Source organism: Rahnella rivi (assembly GCF_019049655.1).
Classification (GTDB): domain Bacteria; phylum Pseudomonadota; class Gammaproteobacteria; order Enterobacterales; family Enterobacteriaceae; genus Rahnella; species Rahnella rivi.
Genome location: NZ_JAFMOX010000057.1, coordinates 64,791 through 82,162, shown reverse-complemented (window position 1 = coordinate 82,162; position 17,372 = coordinate 64,791). Strand labels below are relative to the sequence as shown.

Sequence of the window (17,372 nt, the reverse complement as noted above, 5' to 3'; positions counted from 1 at the left end):
CGGTAAAGCGTATGAAAAAGCCGGTAGCATGAAAATGCTGCCGGCTTTTTTGTGTCTGCATGTCAGGCTGAAATCGTCTGATGACGGCCTCATCGCTCACTCAAAAAACGGTCCTCCAGCGTGGCTTCTAAACCGAGCATGGCGTCTTCGGCGTGTTGCATGTGTTCGGTCATGATCTGTTGCACTGCGTCGGCGTCCTGACGGCGCATGGCGTCGATCAGACGGTACTGATAATCGATACCGGCACGGCGCGCTACCGGTTCGGGCCGCTGGTAGATGTCTTTGCAGACCGCCAGATCTTTGAGCAGGCGTTGCAGGAAGTGGCAGATAAACGCCAGCAGGACGTTATCGGAGTAGCTGGCGACCACACCGTGGAAATCGAGTTCGGCCATACGCTGTTCCCAGCGTTCGTTTTCGTCGGCGGGTTCATGATCGTAGACTGCGATCAGCTGATGCAACTGCTCAAAGCCTTTGGCGTCGATGTTGCCGATGGCGCTCACTGCCACCAGCGGCTCCAGCGCTTTACGCAGCGCGTAGATATTGCTGATGGAAAGCTGGCGCGTAAACAGATAATTGGACAGCAAACTCATGGCGCGCGATTCGGTCATCGAATCGATAAACGCACCGCCACCGGGGCCGGTTTTGGTGCGGATCAGCCCCTGAACTTCAAGGGATTTCAGCGCCTCGCGCACCGTGCCTTTGCCCGCCGCGTAGCGGGTGATCAGGTCTTTTTCCTGCGGCAGACGGTCGCCCGGCAGCAGATTTTCGCTGATGATGCTCTCTTTAATGGCATCGACGATTTCGTCGGTGCGCTTGCGGCGTACCGGTTCGGGCTGGTGTGACGTTTCAGTGCTCATACATCCCTTCATTGGCTCAAACCCTGGGCGCGCTGGCCAGCAGACGTTGGGTATAGTCGTGCTGAGGCGCGTTGAACAGCATGTCATTATCCGCGCATTCTACCAAATCTCCGTGATACATCACCGCCACGCGATCGGCTATCGACTCTACCACCGCTAAATCATGGCTGATAAACAGATAGGAGAGGCCGAAATCACGTTTAAGTTGATCGAGCAGCAATAACACCTGTGCCTGCACCGAAACATCCAGCGCGCTGACCGGCTCGTCGAGCACCAGTATGCGCGCCTCCGCCGCCAGTGCGCGGGCGATAGCCAGCCGTTGCGCCTGTCCGCCGGAAAACTCATGCGGATAGCCGGTGAGGGCGTCCGCAGGCATCTGTACCGCGTCCATAAGCTCGCGCATCCGCGCCTGTCGCCGCGCGGCAGGGTAGCCGCACAGATAACGCAGCGGCACGTCCAGCGTATCCGCGATGGTTTTGCGCGGGTTCAGTGAGGCCACCGGATCCTGAAACACATATTGGATCATCCGGCCAAAGGCTTTATCGCCGCGTTTACTGTGCGCCGACATCTCTTCGCCCATCAGTGTCACCGAGCCGGAGGTCGGCCGCTCCAGCCCGACCAGCATCCGCGCCAGCGTGCTTTTCCCGGAGCCACTTTCGCCCACCACCGCCAGCGTCTCGCCTTCGGCAAGATGGAAAGAGACACCTTTAACCGCTTCCACCTGATGTTTTTTACCGGAGAACCAGCCTGAACGGCTGCCAAAGGTTTTCACCAATCCGCTGACTTCAATGACATTGTTCATAGTGCCTCCGGCTGCGGTTTTTGTGTGGCATACAGTTCGCCGACCTGTTTGAGGAAACCGCGCCCCTGGCCGAGTTTGGGCACGCTTGCGATCAGTCTGCGGGTGTAATCATGTTGCGGATCGCGCAGCACCGAACGGGTATCGCCGCTTTCCACGATTTCGCCGTGACGCATCACCGCCACGCGGTCACAAATCTGCGCAATCACGCCGAAATCGTGAGTAATGAACAGCAGCGTCAGGCCGCGTTCGCGCCGTAACTGTTGCAGCAAATCGAGAATACGGGCCTGCACGGTGACATCCAGCGCGGTGGTCGGTTCATCGGCAATGATGATTTCCGGGTCATTCGCCAGCGCCATTGCGATACCCACGCGTTGCCGCTGACCGCCTGACAACTGGTGTGGAAACGCATCAAAGCGCGCCGCGGCATCCTCAATGCCTACGCTGACCAGCAGCGACAGCGCTTTGTCTTTCGCTGCACGGTTTGGCATCGCCTGATGCGCCTGAATGGATTCGATGATCTGCGCACCAATGCTGAACTGCGGGTGCAGCGTGGTCAGCGGATCCTGGAAAATGTAGGCCACGCGCGCGCCACGCCGCTGTTGCAGCTGGGTTTGCGACAACCCGAGCATCTCTTCTGCGCCGACATAAATGGCGCCCCCGGTGATTTCACCCGGCGGTGACGAGACCAGCCCCATCACCGACAGCGCGGTGACGCTTTTGCCTGAGCCGCTTTCGCCAATCAGCCCCAGACATTCGCCTTTTGCCACGTGGAAGCTGACCCCTTTTACCGCCGCCACTGACTGCCGGCCTGAGCGGAAGCTGACCTGCAAATCCACCACTTCGAGCAGGGCGTCGCTTCCCTTTACGGCGGGCGGCACGGCGGAACGCGTTACGCTGGTCACGGCGCGGGCGCGCAGCAAAATACCGGATTTAAGACGCGGATCCAGCAGATCGCGGATGCCGTCGCCGAGCAGGTTAAAACTCATCACCAGCAGGAAAATCATCAACCCCGGCACCACGGAGACGTGCGGCGCACTGAACATTTGCGCGCGCCCCTGACCGAGCATCGAGCCGAGATCTGCATTTGGCGGTTGCGTACCCAGCCCGAGGAATGACAACCCGGCGGTTTCTAAAATCATCCAGCCGACGGTGGTCGACATGGTGACCACCACCACGGGCATCACGTTGGGCAGCACTTCGGTGAGCAAAATTTGCAGATGATTTTTACCCGACAGCCGCGCCGCCTGGATAAAGTCACGCTGCCGCAGGCCGACGGTCAGCCCGCGAATGTTACGGGCGAAGAAGGGAATATTGACCACGGCGATGGCGTACAGCGCATTCAGCAGGCCGGGGCCGAGCACCGCGACGATCACCAGCGCCAGCAGGATGTAGGGAAAGGCCATCAGCATGTCGATCAGCCGCATCAGCAGGCTGTCCGTTTTGCCACCGGCGTACCCGGCAACCAGCCCGATCAGCGTCCCCAGCAGCGCGGCCAGCAGCGTCGCGCATATCCCGACCGCCAGCGACACCCGCGTTCCCCACAGCAGACGTGAAAGCATATCGCGCCCCAGCGGATCGGTTCCCAGCCAGTGGCCGGGCGAAAACGGGGGCAACAGCCGGTTAAGTAAATCCGTCGCGTCCGGATCAGGTATCGGCAACAGCGGGGCGGCGAGAGCGGCGGCCACGGCAAGAACAAGCAGCGTCAGGCCGAGCGTTGCCAGGCGGTTAGCCAGCAGCAGCGCCCACAAAGACTGGCGGTAGCGCGGCGCGGGGGAAGTGATGGTCTGGCTCATGATTTTAACCTCGGGTCGAGAAGCGCCTGCAAAATGTCTGCGCACAGGTTGATCAACACATAGGCTGCGGCGGCGACCAGCACGCCGCCCTGAACCAGCAGCAGATCACGGGTGGCAACGGCTTTCACCATCATCGCGCCCAGCCCCGGCCACTGGAACACCGTCTCGATATACACTGCGCCGCCGAGCACGAAGCCCGCCTGAATGCCGATCACCGGGATAACCGACACCAGTGCCATCCGGAACGCATGCTTATAAATCACTTTGCGTTCAGACAGCCCTTTGGCGCGGGCGGTGCGGATAAAGTCCTGACGCAGCACTTCCAGCATCGCGGTGCGGGTAAGACGGGCGATCACACCGGTGGCGACTATCGCCAGCGTCACGGCGGGCAGCGCCAGATGGTGCAGCAGATCTGCCACGTCACCGCCGCCCCAGACTGCATACATCCCGGACGCCGGGAACCATTGCAGCTGCACGGCGAACAGCATGATCATCAGCAAGCCTATCCAGAATGACGGCATAGAAATGCCCAGCAGCACCAGCAGCGTGATGATGCGGTCGCCCCAGCCGAACTGCCTGACCGCCGAGAAAATCCCTGCCAGCAGTCCCAGTACGGTGCTGAGTAACAGCGCGCAGCCGCCGAGCAGCAGCGTTGCACTGAATCGCTCCATCACTTCATCAATCACTGGCCGGTTCAGCACGTATGAGCGGCCAAAGTCGCCGTGCAGAATATTGCCTGCCCAGATCAGATATTGCTGATACAGCGGCTTGTTCAGCCCCAGCTCGCGGTTAATGCGCGCCACGTTTTCCGGCGTTGCCCAGGCACCCAACAGCGCCTGCGCCGGGTTCCCCGGAATCATCGCCATGATCAGAAAAACAATTAACGACAACCCGATAAACACCGGAATGGTCGAGAACAGCCTTTTAAGCACGTAACTCCCCATAAACATCTCCGATTACTGTTTGGTTACCCGGTTGAGCAACAGGTTGAAATTAGGTTGCAGCGCGAAATGCTGAATACGCGTGGAGGTCACGGCGTTCTGCTTCCAGTTAGCGACAAAAATCCAGGGGGCATCGTCGTGTACGCGCTGCTGCACTTCGCGGTAAAGGGCAGCGCGGGCGGCGGTGTCCGTGGTCAGACGGGCTTTCTGCAACAGGATGTCGACCTGCGGATTGCTGTAATACCCGGAGTTAAATCCGCCTTTTTTCGGCCAGGCGTCGGTGCGTAAGGTCAGGAACGGCAGGGTGTCCGGATCGTTGGTCATCCACGCCATTTCTGCCATCTGGGTATGGTTATCCAGACCGGCATTGACCTTCGACAGATAGGTATTCCACTCATAGGTTTGGATGGTCACCTTCAGCCCGACCGCTTTGAGATCCGCCTGAATGGCGGTCGCCATCGGGATGGGATCCAGCATGCCCGACCCGCCCTCGGTCACATAAAATGTCAGCGAGGCGCCTTCGGCACCGGCCGCTTTGAGCAGGGCGCGGGCTTTGGCGGGATCATAGGGATAAGGGGAAACGTCTTTGTTGGCAGCCCAGTTAAACGCGCGCGGGATCGGCCCGTCGGCGACGTCGGCTGAACCCTGCAAAATATTGTCAGCCAGCGACTGTTTGTTAACCGCATAATTCACCGCCTGACGCACGCGCACATCGTTAAACGGCGGTACCTGCGTATTGAGCATCACGTACCAGACGTGCGGGCCGGTGGTCTGATAGAGACGGAAGCGATTGCTTTTTTGCGCAAACAGTTTGACCGTATCGGGCGGCACTTCCACCATGGCGTCAATGCCGCCGGAAAGCATTTCCGCCACCCGCGTATTGCCGTCGGTAATCGGCCTGAACACCACGTTTTTGACCGCCGGTTTGCCATCCCAGTAGGCGTCATTGGCCGTCAGCACCACCCGCTGATTGGCTTTCCACTCGGCAAAACGAAACGCACCGGTCCCCACCGGATGGCGGCCTGCGTCTTTACCGTACTTTTTCACCGCCTCCGGCGAGACAATCAGGCCGGTCGGCGTGGCGAGGTTGGAAAGAAAAGGCGAGAAGGGCTCTTTCAGCGTGAACACCACCGTGTTTTCGTCGGGTGTGTCGATGGATTTAATCGACGAGAAGAAGAACGACAGCGGGAACGGGCCGGTGTTGTGCCAGGGATTTTTATCATCCAGCATCCGGTCGAAGGTGAATTTCACCGCGGCGGCATTAAACGGTGTGCCATCCTGAAATGAAACCCCTTCACGCAGATGAAAACGGTACGTCAGGCCATCGGGGCTGATTTCCCAGCGGGTGGCGAGCGCCGGTTCGATATCCAGCTTGCCTTCGCCGTTACGCACCAGCCCGTCGAAGATATTCACCAGAATGCGGGAATCGTTGGCCGCCGTGGCGACCTGCGGATCCAGAGACTGCGGCTCCGCCACCTGACCGATTAACAGCGCATCCGCCGGGGTTTTCGCCTGCACCGAAGCCTGCCACGACAGTGTGCCAAGACAAAGACAGAGCGGGATAACTAACGTTCGCAAAGCTGGCAGCATATCGACCTCGTCGCGTTGTAAAGCCTGTAATGAACACCTTTTTGGGAAATCAGGCGTTGTCCTGTTTATTATTTATGCGTATAAATAAACTGAATTGCAATAATTTATACGCATAAATTTAACCAGACCGTCACGGAGTATTTATGACCTTTTCGATCGTCGCACGCGATCCGCTCTCAGGGGCGCTGGGCGTCGCTACCGCCACCGCCGGTCCGGCAGTGGGGGCGCTGGTGGTTCACGGGCGGGCGCAGTGCGGCGCGATCGCCACCCAGGCTATGACCAATCCGCTCTACGGCGGGCAGGGGCTGGCGCTGTTGCAGCAAGGTGAAGACGCGGCCAGTGCGCTGAACATGATCCTTGAAAACGATGCCGACGCGGCCAAAAGGCAGGTGCTGATCGTCGACAGTCAGGGCCGCTGTGCCCGCTGGAGCGGCGCCGAGTGCGGTGGCTGGGCGGGAAGCCTTGAAGGAGCGGGGTGCGTGGTCGGTGGCAATTTACTGACGGGGGCGAAAACGCTGGAGGCGATGCTGGCCACTTATCAGAACAGTGACGGCTTGCCTCTCGCCGATCGCCTGCTGGCGGCGATGAACGCCGGGGCGGCCGCAGGCGGTGACCGTCGCGGGCTGAAATCCGCTGCGCTGAAAGTCTGGTGCGACCGGCAGTATGCCAGCGTCGATTTGCGCGCCGACTGGTCGGATTCACCGCTGGAGATGCTGGCGGAAATCCTGCAACAAACCCGCGCGCCCGCGCATGCAGACTTTTTCGCCGCACTGCCGAAAGGGCAGTCAGGCGGTTAAATCGATACAAGGATCGTAGCAAAGACAGGTGACGCTTTTTTACGCGGAAACGGCTTTGCAGAAAAATCCTAGAAACACATAAATTTCAGCCAGTTAAGACAATACTGTTGCCAGATAGTTTTATTGCTAGCTTTTTTTTCCTAAAATACCTGTACAACATTGCATATCTTGTATAACTTTATGGTCACACCAGCAATTATTATTCACACACGTATTAACATAAGGGTTAATCATGCGACAGAATAAACTCAATCCATCGTCTTCTGACACATTTTCTTCACTGTACACTCAGGTTTTTTCTGAGGAAGAAACGATGGGCCGCGTTGTCGTTGAAATTCTGGAAGCAGGCAAAAACCTGAATCGCAAAGCCTTATGTTCCAAGCTTTTAAGCCGCGTGGAAATGGCCGGAAGTGAAGCGGAGGAGAAGCATTATATGAAGCTTATCCACCTGGTACTTGAACGTGATTCTTAATGCCGGGCAGTTATTTTATTAAGTAAAGATTGGTTATATTAGCTATTCAGTTCGACATATTATGCGGGCCTGATTTATTCATCGCCTTAAAACCCTTTACCGCTTACGGCGCAAGGTAATAACTCTGAACCTGAAGCTAATCTGCCGAGGCCTTATGGCCGGCGTAAATTCAGAGGCTGATAATATGTACAGAAGTAACGAAGAAAAATTGACGGACAAACTGATAGGTGAGGCCGTTGTTTCTTTGCTCAAAAGCAAAAAACAAATATCGACCGATAAACTCATTGCGCAATTACAGTATATGGCTGTAAGTGCGGATTCCATTAACCGAAAAAGCGCGTGCGAACAGGTTATTAACGAGATACGCCATAACATTGCGCAAAAGCGCGGGCAAATCAGTTATGAGGTTCGTGACGTCGACAATGTTCGACACTTTTTCAACGCTGAAGGGCCGTCCGATGACAAGAAAAAACATTGAGCCATCTGATTCTGTTATGACTCATTACAACGAAACGATGCCCTCAAACCACTCTCATTCGATGATTGATTCAGCCAGTCATACGGTGATGTATAAGCATTTCGAGAAAGCCGGTGAACTTTATTCCAGCGAAACCGAAGTGCTGGGTGCGGCAATTCGCCTTATTCTGGCAAGCAACGGTGTGGTGACGAATAAAGCCATCATTTTGCACCTGATCAATCAGCTCGAAAGTACATCCGATATCGTGCAACTGGATGTTCTGCGTAAAACCCTGGAATTAGTGGTGGGATACACCCCTGATGATTCCGGCTTTTAATTAAACTCAGTGATGGAGAGTATTAAAATGCAAGACGTGTCTTATACTCATGTGAAATTGGCTGATTATATTCTTACGGAAGATCCTGAACTTCTGGTGGGTAATGAAACAGTCATCCGTATCTACAATACGTTAAAAAGCCAGACAGGGCATGTCACCCACAAAGATATTATTCTTTGTCTGATTCAGAAGATTGAACAGGAAAGTGACGCGGATAAGCAGGATGTTTATTTAGAAGCGCTGGAATATGTGGTTTACCGCACCTCGGACGATGATATTGAATAAGCATTCCCGGACATATTTTGTCAGTCCTGATGCAGGGACGTGTTTCCACGACCCTGCATGCCTTAAAAATTCTGATTGAGTAACTGATCTTCCTGCAAAATTTCAGGCCAGGCGACCACCGGCAGGGCATTAACCCGTGGCGTGGTAAACAACTCACCCTGAAAATTACATATCCCGGCGGCATCCAGCCACATCCATTCTTCCGGCTTTTCCACACCGGTCGCAATCACCGATATCTCGAGTGAAGAACAGAACCTGATGATCGCCTGCACAACCGCTTGCTTCGGCCCGCTGGTGTGAACGTCGCAGATGATATTACGGTCAATCATGATGCTGTCAGGCTGGCACTGCGTCAGCAGCAATAACCCCGCCGATCCCGCACCAAAATCATCAATCGCCAGACGCATTCCCGAGGCTTTCAGCTGTTTCATTGCTGCGTTGAATTTGTCTTCGCGGGTAATCACACCGTTCTCGGTGATCGCAACGACAATCTGCTCCGGCACCAGACCGTTTGCCGTGATTTCCTGAATCAGAAACTCGACGGCATCGGGCACCATCACCAGCGTCATGGGCAGGAGTTTGACCGTCAGCGTTTTACTGTTCAGCCCCATCTGATTGGCCAGCGCGAAGGCGAGCTTTTTAGATTTAAGATCTGCTTCATAAATGGTCATGCGCGAAAGCTTAGAGAAATAGCCCATCGGCGAACCGCCGTCCGGCCCGCGCAAGGTCGCCTCGTACGAAATGATCTCACGGCTCAGCGGATCAATAATCGGCTGGAACGCAAAGCTGTAGTCCTGCATTTCCGGAAAGATAAATTCTACTTCAGCTTCCGGCTGTTCTTCAGGCAGAAACGACCAGGTGCCCGCAGGAAGAATTTCGAGATAATTCTCCTTTTCACGCGCCTGCACAAAAGTGCATAAGAACTGCAATGCGCGGTCATCATAGGTCAGCTGATATTTCGACGTTCCCTTATCCAGTACCGCCTGAAGCACCACATCTTCATGATGAGATCGCAGATCAAAAAGTTCCATACCGACATTACCGAACCGCCGGGAATGCGCATAATCTCGCATCAGTTCGACGACGTTATGGTGCCGGCGGTCCTGACTGATGGTGTAATAAAGCGCATCGACCGCGTCTTCGGGCCCTTCCAGCAACTGGAAGAAATGCGTTCCGTCAAAAAGCAGGATACCGGTAATACCTGACAGTTCATTCTTAAAACTCGCTTGTGTCACCAACCCCGCAAGGGAGGCGGACTGAACATGCTCGCTGACATGACTGCGATAAACGAGGGTTAACAGCATTCGATCTTCCAGTGTGAATCTTCTCAGAAGCGACACAATATCAGATAAATTTTTGTTATGGAAAATTCTTGATCGATCAGATTTTCTTAACTTTTATTTTGCAAATGTCTGCCCATCCGTCTGTTAATGCTTTCCCTGATGGGTCAAAAACTTAGCGAAATACTCTTCGGGAAACGCGCTATTTTTCGCCGTCACGATGGCGGCAATATACCCGTCAGGGCGCACCAGCAAAACTTCACCCGCGACAAGATCGTACGCCTGATTAAATTCCCCCCATTCATCCGTCAGATCGCCCCCCGCGCCCAGTAAATGCAGGTGTACGCCGGGGAGAGGGGCGATCTGCCCGGCCGGGATTTCCACGCCGAGTAACGTCCAGTGGGTTCCTTTTAGCAGATCAAACAGCCGTACGCTTTCGCCACCTGCACGGCGAACCCGCGCATCCGGCGCACGGTCACCGGCGAGGAGGGTACGCTGACGCCCCGTGTCTTCCTGCGCAAGGGAAGAACCGGCGTAGCCGATATCCAGCTGATGTACTTCCCGACCGCGCCGCATGTCACCGCGTTTCTGCGCTTCCAGAAGGTGGGTCGCCAGCCCGAGCATCCCCGCCGCGACAGGCCTGCGTTCTTCCTCATAGGTATCGAGCAGGGCATCCGGCGCGCCACCGGCAACGGCTGCCAGTTTCCAGCCAAGATTGTAAGCATCCTGCACGCTGGTATTAAGCCCCTGTCCGCCGGTTGGCGGGTGAATGTGAGCCGCATCGCCGACCAGTAAAATACGGCCAACGCGATACTGCTCTGCCAGCCGCGCATTCATGTTGTAGGCCGATGCCCAGGAAACTGACCGGATACGAATATCACTGCGCCCGGTGCGTTCTGCGACGAGGGCATCTAACCCTTCGGCGGTTAAATCAATCTCGCCCTGAGCAGGTACCGGCCCCTGCACCTGAAACAGGGCGGTACCGGCGAGCGGGCAGAGCATTATTTGTCGCGCCATATCGCCCTGATGAAAACAGTGCCAGGCATCGCGCGTTAATCCGCTGAGCGTGACATCGGCGACGATCGCCCGCACCCCGAGCGTTTTACCGGGGAAGGGGATGTCCAGCGCCTGCCGTACCCTGCTGCGGCCACCGTCAGCCGCGACCAGCCAGCGTGCAGACAGCGTTCTTTCCTGCGTATCGCTGATGACTTTTGCAATTACGCCCTCTGCATTTTGTTCGACACTGAGCAGTTCGCAGCCAAATTCAGGCTGATGCCCCAGTCCGAGTAACCGTTCGCGCATGATCCGTTCGGTCATAAACTGCGGCACCATCAGCGGGTGCGAATAAGGCTCGGCAGGCGTCGGCGGCGCGTGCTCAATCACCTCTTCATCGCGATAGCCGCCCCCTTCAGCGTAATGGCGCATAGGCGGATAAACGCCTCCCGCGGCCGCGATCTGTTCGAGAATACCCAGATCCTCGAATATCTCCAGGGTACGTGGCTGAATGCCTTTGCCCCTGGAACCACCGAACGGCGCCGGGCTCTTTTCTATCAGATGAAAGGCAATACCCCGGCGCGCCAGTTCGATAGCCAGTGTTAAACCTGCCGCGCCCGCGCCGCAAATCAGCACATCTGTCTTGAATATTTTTTCCATCGCTCACCTCTTATGTGTAATATGCACACATTAGTCAGAGGGGAAGTCCATTGTCAATTAAAAACGTGCAAAATACACATATTGAAGAAACACTCCGTGAACTGCACGGGGCGTTACTGGAAATCGTCGGCGTCATGAACCGCCCGCAGCGTGACGAAGCCATGATCCGGGAAGCCGGTATCGCGCTGGATCGTGCACTGTTTCCGCTGTTAGTGCTGGTGGAACGGCTCGGCCCGATCGGCGTTGTCGAGCTGGCAGACAGAGTGGGGCGCGACTACACCACCGTCAGCAGGCAGGTGGCTAAAATGGAAACGCTCGGGCTTATCACCCGGCAGGCAAATGCCAGCGACCGCCGCGTGCGCGAAGCTGTTGTGACTGCGCAAGGCAAAGCCATGACCGCACGCATCGATGAGGCGCGCAATAGAATTGCTCAGGGTATTTTCTCCCGCTGGGAAAACGAGGATATCGTCGGACTGGCGCGACTGATGCGCCGATTTGCTGACGACATAAAAGACGAAGCGCCGGTCAATACACAGGATCAACCGTCATGAACAATACAAACTGGCATTGGGGAACGCAGTTTCAACTGAATAGCATCGTGGTATTCACGGTGTTGCTGCTGATTGTCGCCACGTTGTGGATACGGCTTTACCGGCACACGCGGGAATGGTTAAAGAGCGCCAGACCCGGCGACCCGCAGCGGGCAGCTCCCTCTAAAACAACACTGTTACGCGGCTACGGCAGAACACAGCTTTTCGGGGAAAGCGTCGTGGCAATTCTCGTCACGCTTGTGGTGTTTGCGCTGATGCTGAACCTGAGCGGAGAGTGGTGAGATTGAAAGCAGCCACCGGAGTGGCTGCTTTTTGCGTTTCAGTTTTTCAGGAAAAGTCACTCGCTGAAAGAAAATCACCCACATGAATACGTGATAATTAGACTATTCATCGCATTTATACCTATTCCGTACGCAAAATAACCGCCGTAACGTCTTTAAAAGTGGACAATCGTCGACTTTTCATCTTAAAGTCCTGCCCTCAGCGCCAAACAATACCCGTATTCAGCAATGATCTTAACCTGCTGAGTCTTCAAGAGCGGCTGCATGACAGCCGCCGGACAGGGCGCTTTGCACACACATTCCGACCGACTTTCTCTGGAGAATTTATGCATTCCTCTGTTAACAAAAACGAGAGCCGAACCTTTTTCGGCCATCCATATCCGCTGGGTTCACTGTTTTTCACTGAGATGTGGGAGCGGTTCTCGTTTTACGGGATTCGCCCTTTACTGATTCTGTTTATGGCCGCCACGGTTTACGACGGCGGCATGGGGCTGGCGCGGGAAAGCGCGTCGGCCATCGTCGGTATCTTTGCAGGCTGTATGTATCTCGCCGCGTTGCCGGGTGGCTGGCTGGCGGATAACTGGCTCGGGCAGCAGAGAGCGGTCTGGTACGGTTCGATTCTTATCGCGCTCGGGCACTTGTCCATCGCGTTATCCGCTGTGCTGGGCGACAACCTGTTCTTTATCGGCCTGATGTTTATCGTGCTCGGCTCCGGTCTGTTCAAGACCTGTATCTCGGTCATGGTCGGCACGCTGTATAAAAAAGGGGATGCGCGTCGCGACGGCGGTTTTTCGCTGTTCTACATGGGCATCAACATGGGTTCCTTTATCGCGCCGCTGATTTCCGGCTGGCTGATTAAAACCCACGGCTGGCACTGGGGCTTTGGTATCGGCGGTATCGGTATGCTGGTGGCCCTGATTATCTTCCGCGTTTACGCCGTTCCGGCAATGAAACGTTACGACAGCGAAGTCGGGCTGGATTCCACCTGGAACAATCCGGTGGCGAAGAAAAAGGGTGTTGGCGGCTGGTTGCTGGCACTGGCGGCAGGTGTGGTTGTCGTGGTGACGCTGATCGCGCAGGGCGTGATTGTGATCAACCCGGTCGCCGTCGCCAGTACGCTGGTGTACGTGATCGCCGCGTCGGTCATCCTCTATTTTGTCTATCTTTTCTTGTTTGCCGGTCTTAACCGCAAAGAACGGGCGCGCCTGCTGGTGTGCTTTATTCTGCTGGTTTCCGCCGCTTTCTTCTGGTCTGCGTTTGAGCAGAAACCGACCTCGTTTAACCTGTTCGCGAACGACTATACCAACCGCATGATCGGCGATTTTGAGATCCCTGCCGTCTGGTTCCAGTCAATCAATGCGCTGTTTATCATTCTGCTGGCACCGGTATTTAGCTGGGCATGGCCGATGCTGGCACGGAAAAAAGTGCGTCCAAGCAGCATCACTAAGTTCATCATCGGCATTCTGTGTGCGGCGGCGGGCTTTGGGATCATGATGCTGGCGGCGCAAAACGTGCTGAACAACGGCGGAGCAGGGGTGTCACCGTTGTGGCTGGTGGGCAGTATTCTGATGCTGACGCTGGGTGAACTCTGTCTCAGCCCGATTGGGCTGGCGACCATGACGCTGCTGGCGCCGGAAAGAATGCGTGGTCAGATGATGGGGCTGTGGTTCTGCGCCAGCGCGCTGGGTAACCTCGCTGCCGGTTTGATTGGCGGCCACGTCAAAGCGGATCAACTGGACATGCTGCCGAATCTCTTCGCGCGTTGTTCCATCGCATTGCTTATCTGCGCTGCGGTGCTGTTCCTGCTGATCATTCCTGTGCGACGGATGCTGGAAAATGCCGACGTTAAGACCGGGCAAAAACCCGTCAGCCATGCCTGATGCGTTAACGCTGTTGCGCGCAAATAGCCGCTCAATAAGGTAATCCTTCACTGAGGCAGATCGAAAGATTTGCCTCAGTCATTTCCGGCCAGCCCCTACCTGAAACTCCACTGCACGCTGATGACAAAAACAGACGGAATAATGATCCCGCTTTCCACGCCGAAATAGTCGGTGAAGTTGTACTGAATGGCGTGATAGATGTAAGGGGAGAAGCCAATGCCGGTGACTTTCTTAAAATCGTTGTAGGAGCCATGGTCACCGCAATCCTTGAAGGCATTAAAAAAGAATTCGCCGGTATAACCATAAACGCCTTTGAACACCCACCCCGACTCCCCGGATGCCCAGTCCCTTCTCAGCCCCATCGCGATACAGCGATCGCCAAAACTGTTATCCATCGTGCCCAGCAGGGCGCTGTATTTGGAGTCTTCTGAGAATTTTCTTTCAACAGACATGAATTTATTGTCGAAAAACTCATTGTATTGCCCGTAGTTGCCGGTCAGATGGTAGACAAACGAACCGGTGTTGAAAGAGTATAAATTGATTTCGCCCGCGTGGATCCCGACGGTAACGACCAGTAAGAACAAACAGAAAATCTGGCTAATATTTTTTAGCATGTTGAATAATCTCTTTGATTACTAAGGCGTAATGTTTTTACGTGCGGTAACGTCCACGGGTGTAATAGATCGCACACTTATTATTTTAAGACAGGATGGAATTTTGTCCAAAACGGGCGGGAAGACGAGGAGATGAGTCACTTAACGAAGGGGCTGGAGCACTGTGTCGGAGACGGAGAATACACCGCCAAAAATCCTTAAAGACCACTCCCGTGTCCATTTTGTTCCCTGACCGGCGCTACCTTTCACCGAAAGTCCGGGTATTTATCGACTGGTTCGCGGATGTCTTTGAAAAGAAGTATCAGTCTTAAAGGCGATGATGTGGCCGCATCCATGCGGCTTTTTTGCGACAGAAGCTTTCGTTTCAGCTTAACCAGCGGGTTTATCCCAATACGCCGCACTGTGAAAATCAATCTCCCACGTCAGCACCTGGCCGTATAACGCGGAAAGCGCTTGCTGCTGTGCGGTACTCAGCGTTTCGGCACAGCGGTCCAGCTCCGTTTTCAGCCAGCATGCCTGCTGATAAAACGACTCTTCGGCATGCAGTTCCACCCAGCGGCGGAGATCCTCATCAATCTGCGTTTTCTCACTCACGCGTTTGCACCAGGCGTAGTACATCCATTCCGCGCCAAACATCAGCGTGATGATTTCTTCATAGCTGCCACGCTGCGCCACACTGAGCATGTTGTCGCTGAAGTTTCTCACGCCGGGAAGATTGTCGGGATACTCTGCCGGGTTCACCTGCCGCTTTGCCTGTACGGTTTCAAACCAGGCGATCTGCGTATCCACCAGCGCGTTCAGTACTCCAATCAGCCAGCGTTGCGGGCGGAGATGCGGTGCTTTACTGATGCCTAGTGCAAAGATAGCAATCGCCGTGGCGACAAACTGACCTTCGAAAACCAGATAACGGTTAAACACAGCGGCGGGAAGCGTATCGCGCTCAATGTCGCAGACAAACGGATGTTGCTGCATCCTTTGCCACACATTGTGATGGTCGCGCAAAAGCCGGTCGGTGAAGGTTTCCATCACTCATCCTCCAGCACGGCACGTGCGGCTTCCATGAAATGTTTCACCCGTGCCAGTTCGACGTCATTCCACCACACGCCGTCCACTTTTAATGCGCTGGCGACGATCACACCCTGAGTGCGGGTGAGGATTTCCCCGACGTTGTCCGGCGTAACGCCCGAACCCACCAGCAGAGGCAACTCGGTCGCGCTGCGGATTTCGTCGATCTCGCTCAGGGTGGCGGTATCTCCGGTGCGCTGACCGGTGGCGATCACTGCATCCGCCTCGAAGAAATCGACGTCCCGCGTCAGCTCTTTGATGGAGCGGTCTGCGACAATGGCGTGACTGCCGTGTTTGACGTGGCTGTCAGCGAAAACGCGGATATGCTCGGCACGCAGCAGGCTGCGATAGCGTAACGCTTTTGCCGCTGCGCCTTCGATGAAACCTTCGTTGGCGATATACGCGTTTGCCCACTGGTTGACGCGCACAAAATCGGCTCCACCGGAGAGCGCGGTTGCCAGCGCGGGGATCGCGGCATTCGCCAGCACGTTGATGCCCAGCGGCACATCAAAGCGGGTGCGGATGCGGTCGGTGATTACCGCCATCAGCGCGGAAGTTTCAGGGCCGATATCATCGGGTTTGGAAAAAGGAATGTCGCCGTGATTTTCAATAATCAGACCATGCACACCGCCGGAAATATAATTATCAGCATCTCGCAGTGCACGCTCAATAATATCACTGATTGATTTGCCGCTGTATTTTGGTGTACCAGGGAAAGGGTCGCAATGAATAACACCAATCACGGCTTTCTTACGTGAAAAAATAGCTTGTATTGCGTTAACTTTTTCTGCTGATATAGAAACCATCTTATTCATCCTGTTCAAGGAAACACTATGCGTGTTTATGTTATCGGTAATATTACTGTCGATGAAAACTGGGCGATTGCCGATATTCCAACAAAAGGTTCATCCATTCATGGAAATAAAGTCTCGCAAGACATTGGCGGAAAGGGGGCTAATCAGGCAATCCTGCTTTCCCGCTGTGGAATAAACACCACCTTAATTGCCGCTATGGGAAATGACGTCAATGGCCGCTGGATGGCGGAAAAAATTCGTCACGAAACCCTGCGTCATTTACCCGTCTCTTTTTCTCCCTGTAACAGCGATATGTCGCTGATATTTAATTGTGCCGATGGCGACAATGCCATTATTACTACCACCACTGCAGCGGATTCCCTCACCGCAGAAGCCATCACTCTGGCGCTGGCAGATGCCGTGCCCGGCGACATGATGCTGATGCAGGGTAACTTCTCGTTTGAGAAAACCCGCCATCTGTTCCGGCTGGCGAGAGCACGCGGCATGACCACTGTGTTCAATCCATCGCCGGTGAAACCTGACTTCTGCCACCTCTGGCCGTGGGTAGATATCGCGGTGCTCAACCAGCTGGAGGCGGAGGAATTGCACCCCACAGGCGTCACAAATCTGGTGATAACCCAGGGGGCGCAGGGTGCCACACTGCTCACGGATACTCAGCAAACGTTTTGTCCGGCCGCGGTGACTCAGGCGGTGGATACCACCGGTGCGGGCGATACCTTTCTGGCCGTGATGCTGGCCTCATCGCTGCTGCGCAACAGCGGCATTGATGAACTGGCCCTGACACACGCCAGTCAGGCCGCCGCCATTACCGTCAGCCGTTGGGGTACCTACAGCGCGTTCCCCACCTGTGCCGAACTGCACACCTTACTGAACCCTGCCCCCTGAAACGCCAGCACCGACCC

19 protein-coding genes and 1 pseudogene are annotated in these 17,372 nt (G+C 55.3%); 10 read left to right on the top strand and 10 right to left on the bottom strand.

The features are described from left to right. Positions 1 to 89: 89 nt before the first annotated feature. The 5 genes from J1779_RS10730 to J1779_RS10710 are packed head-to-tail and all read right to left on the bottom strand — an operon-like array spanning position 90 to position 5,983. On the bottom strand, positions 90 to 857 hold the full coding sequence (locus tag J1779_RS10730) for a FadR/GntR family transcriptional regulator (RefSeq protein ID WP_183849100.1): 768 nt from the start codon (positions 855 to 857) through the stop codon (positions 90 to 92). A 16-nt stretch (positions 858 to 873) separates the two neighbouring features. Next, complete coding sequence (locus J1779_RS10725) at positions 874 to 1,659, bottom strand: ATP-binding cassette domain-containing protein (RefSeq protein ID WP_122096663.1); 786 nt, start codon at positions 1,657 to 1,659, stop codon at positions 874 to 876. Beyond that, positions 1,656 to 3,452 carry a dipeptide/oligopeptide/nickel ABC transporter permease/ATP-binding protein gene (locus tag J1779_RS10720; RefSeq protein ID WP_217203740.1) on the bottom strand — a complete coding sequence of 599 codons (1,797 nt, stop codon included), beginning with the start codon at positions 3,450 to 3,452 and terminating at the stop codon, positions 1,656 to 1,658. The genes J1779_RS10725 and J1779_RS10720 overlap by 4 nt, the downstream gene beginning before the upstream one ends. Continuing rightward, on the bottom strand, positions 3,449 to 4,396 hold the full coding sequence (locus J1779_RS10715; RefSeq protein WP_122096661.1) for an ABC transporter permease: 948 nt from the start codon (positions 4,394 to 4,396) through the stop codon (positions 3,449 to 3,451). The genes J1779_RS10720 and J1779_RS10715 overlap by 4 nt, the downstream gene beginning before the upstream one ends. 12 nt (positions 4,397 to 4,408) lie before the next feature. Continuing rightward, on the bottom strand, positions 4,409 to 5,983 hold the full coding sequence (locus J1779_RS10710; protein ID WP_122096660.1) for an ABC transporter substrate-binding protein: 1,575 nt from the start codon (positions 5,981 to 5,983) through the stop codon (positions 4,409 to 4,411). Positions 5,984 to 6,126: 143 nt separating this feature from the next. Between J1779_RS10710 and J1779_RS10705 the strand changes: the two genes are divergently transcribed. From J1779_RS10705 to J1779_RS10685, 5 genes are all read left to right on the top strand, one after another. Next, complete coding sequence (locus J1779_RS10705; protein WP_217203739.1) at positions 6,127 to 6,780, top strand: DUF1028 domain-containing protein; 654 nt, start codon at positions 6,127 to 6,129, stop codon at positions 6,778 to 6,780. Positions 6,781 to 7,012: 232 nt separating this feature from the next. Continuing rightward, complete coding sequence (gene ycgZ / locus J1779_RS10700; protein ID WP_056773978.1) at positions 7,013 to 7,252, top strand: regulatory protein YcgZ; 240 nt, start codon at positions 7,013 to 7,015, stop codon at positions 7,250 to 7,252. Between the two features lie 154 nt (positions 7,253 to 7,406). Further along, on the top strand, positions 7,407 to 7,730 hold the full coding sequence (locus J1779_RS10695; protein ID WP_235533417.1) for a hypothetical protein: 324 nt from the start codon (positions 7,407 to 7,409) through the stop codon (positions 7,728 to 7,730). 16 nt (positions 7,731 to 7,746) lie between these two features. After that, the gene (locus J1779_RS10690) at positions 7,747 to 8,046 is read left to right on the top strand and encodes a biofilm/acid-resistance regulator YmgB/AriR (RefSeq protein WP_371414322.1); all 300 of its coding nucleotides are present in this window, start codon (positions 7,747 to 7,749) and stop codon (positions 8,044 to 8,046) included. A 27-nt stretch (positions 8,047 to 8,073) separates the two neighbouring features. After that, positions 8,074 to 8,331, top strand: a complete 258-nt coding sequence (locus J1779_RS10685; RefSeq protein WP_056773983.1) for a biofilm development regulator YmgB/AriR family protein — start codon at positions 8,074 to 8,076, stop codon at positions 8,329 to 8,331. 62 nt (positions 8,332 to 8,393) lie between these two features. Here the strand turns inward: J1779_RS10685 and J1779_RS10680 are convergent, their stop codons facing one another. Continuing rightward, a complete protein-coding gene (locus J1779_RS10680) occupies positions 8,394 to 9,635 on the bottom strand; it encodes a diguanylate phosphodiesterase (protein ID WP_056773987.1) in 1,242 nt (413 codons plus the stop codon). A 123-nt stretch (positions 9,636 to 9,758) separates the two neighbouring features. Continuing rightward, a complete protein-coding gene (locus tag J1779_RS10675; RefSeq protein ID WP_217203738.1) occupies positions 9,759 to 11,264 on the bottom strand; it encodes an FAD-dependent oxidoreductase in 1,506 nt (501 codons plus the stop codon). 56 nt (positions 11,265 to 11,320) lie between these two features. Between J1779_RS10675 and J1779_RS10670 the strand changes: the two genes are divergently transcribed. From J1779_RS10670 to J1779_RS10660, 3 genes are all read left to right on the top strand, one after another. Further along, a complete protein-coding gene (locus J1779_RS10670; RefSeq protein WP_235533420.1) occupies positions 11,321 to 11,815 on the top strand; it encodes a MarR family winged helix-turn-helix transcriptional regulator in 495 nt (164 codons plus the stop codon). Then, positions 11,812 to 12,096: a hypothetical protein gene (locus tag J1779_RS10665; protein ID WP_217203737.1), complete on the top strand. Its 285-nt coding sequence runs from the start codon at positions 11,812 to 11,814 to the stop codon at positions 12,094 to 12,096. Before J1779_RS10670 ends, J1779_RS10665 begins: the two co-directional genes overlap by 4 nt. Positions 12,097 to 12,422: 326 nt before the next feature. Then, positions 12,423 to 13,976, top strand: a complete 1,554-nt coding sequence (locus tag J1779_RS10660; RefSeq protein ID WP_217203736.1) for a peptide MFS transporter — start codon at positions 12,423 to 12,425, stop codon at positions 13,974 to 13,976. Positions 13,977 to 14,071: 95 nt separating this feature from the next. Here J1779_RS10660 and J1779_RS10655 read toward each other — a convergent pair whose 3' ends face one another. Then, positions 14,072 to 14,590 carry a hypothetical protein gene (locus J1779_RS10655; RefSeq protein WP_238485132.1) on the bottom strand — a complete coding sequence of 173 codons (519 nt, stop codon included), beginning with the start codon at positions 14,588 to 14,590 and terminating at the stop codon, positions 14,072 to 14,074. A gap of 209 nt (positions 14,591 to 14,799) precedes the next feature. Between J1779_RS10655 and J1779_RS25535 the strand changes: the two are divergent. Then, positions 14,800 to 14,901: pseudogene (locus J1779_RS25535) on the top strand (LysR family transcriptional regulator); the annotation flags it as partial. 58 nt (positions 14,902 to 14,959) lie between these two features. Here J1779_RS25535 and J1779_RS10650 read toward each other — a convergent pair. Both J1779_RS10650 and J1779_RS10645 read right to left on the bottom strand, forming a co-directional pair. Next, positions 14,960 to 15,616, bottom strand: coding sequence for a TenA family protein (locus J1779_RS10650; RefSeq protein WP_217203735.1), 657 nt, complete (start codon positions 15,614 to 15,616; stop codon positions 14,960 to 14,962). After that, positions 15,616 to 16,461, bottom strand: a complete 846-nt coding sequence (locus J1779_RS10645; RefSeq protein WP_217203734.1) for a BtpA family protein — start codon at positions 16,459 to 16,461, stop codon at positions 15,616 to 15,618. The genes J1779_RS10650 and J1779_RS10645 overlap by 1 nt, the downstream gene beginning before the upstream one ends. 27 nt (positions 16,462 to 16,488) lie before the next feature. Between J1779_RS10645 and J1779_RS10640 the strand changes: the two genes are divergently transcribed. Continuing rightward, positions 16,489 to 17,355, top strand: a complete 867-nt coding sequence (locus J1779_RS10640) for a ribokinase (RefSeq protein WP_217203733.1) — start codon at positions 16,489 to 16,491, stop codon at positions 17,353 to 17,355. Positions 17,356 to 17,372 lie beyond the last annotated feature (17 nt).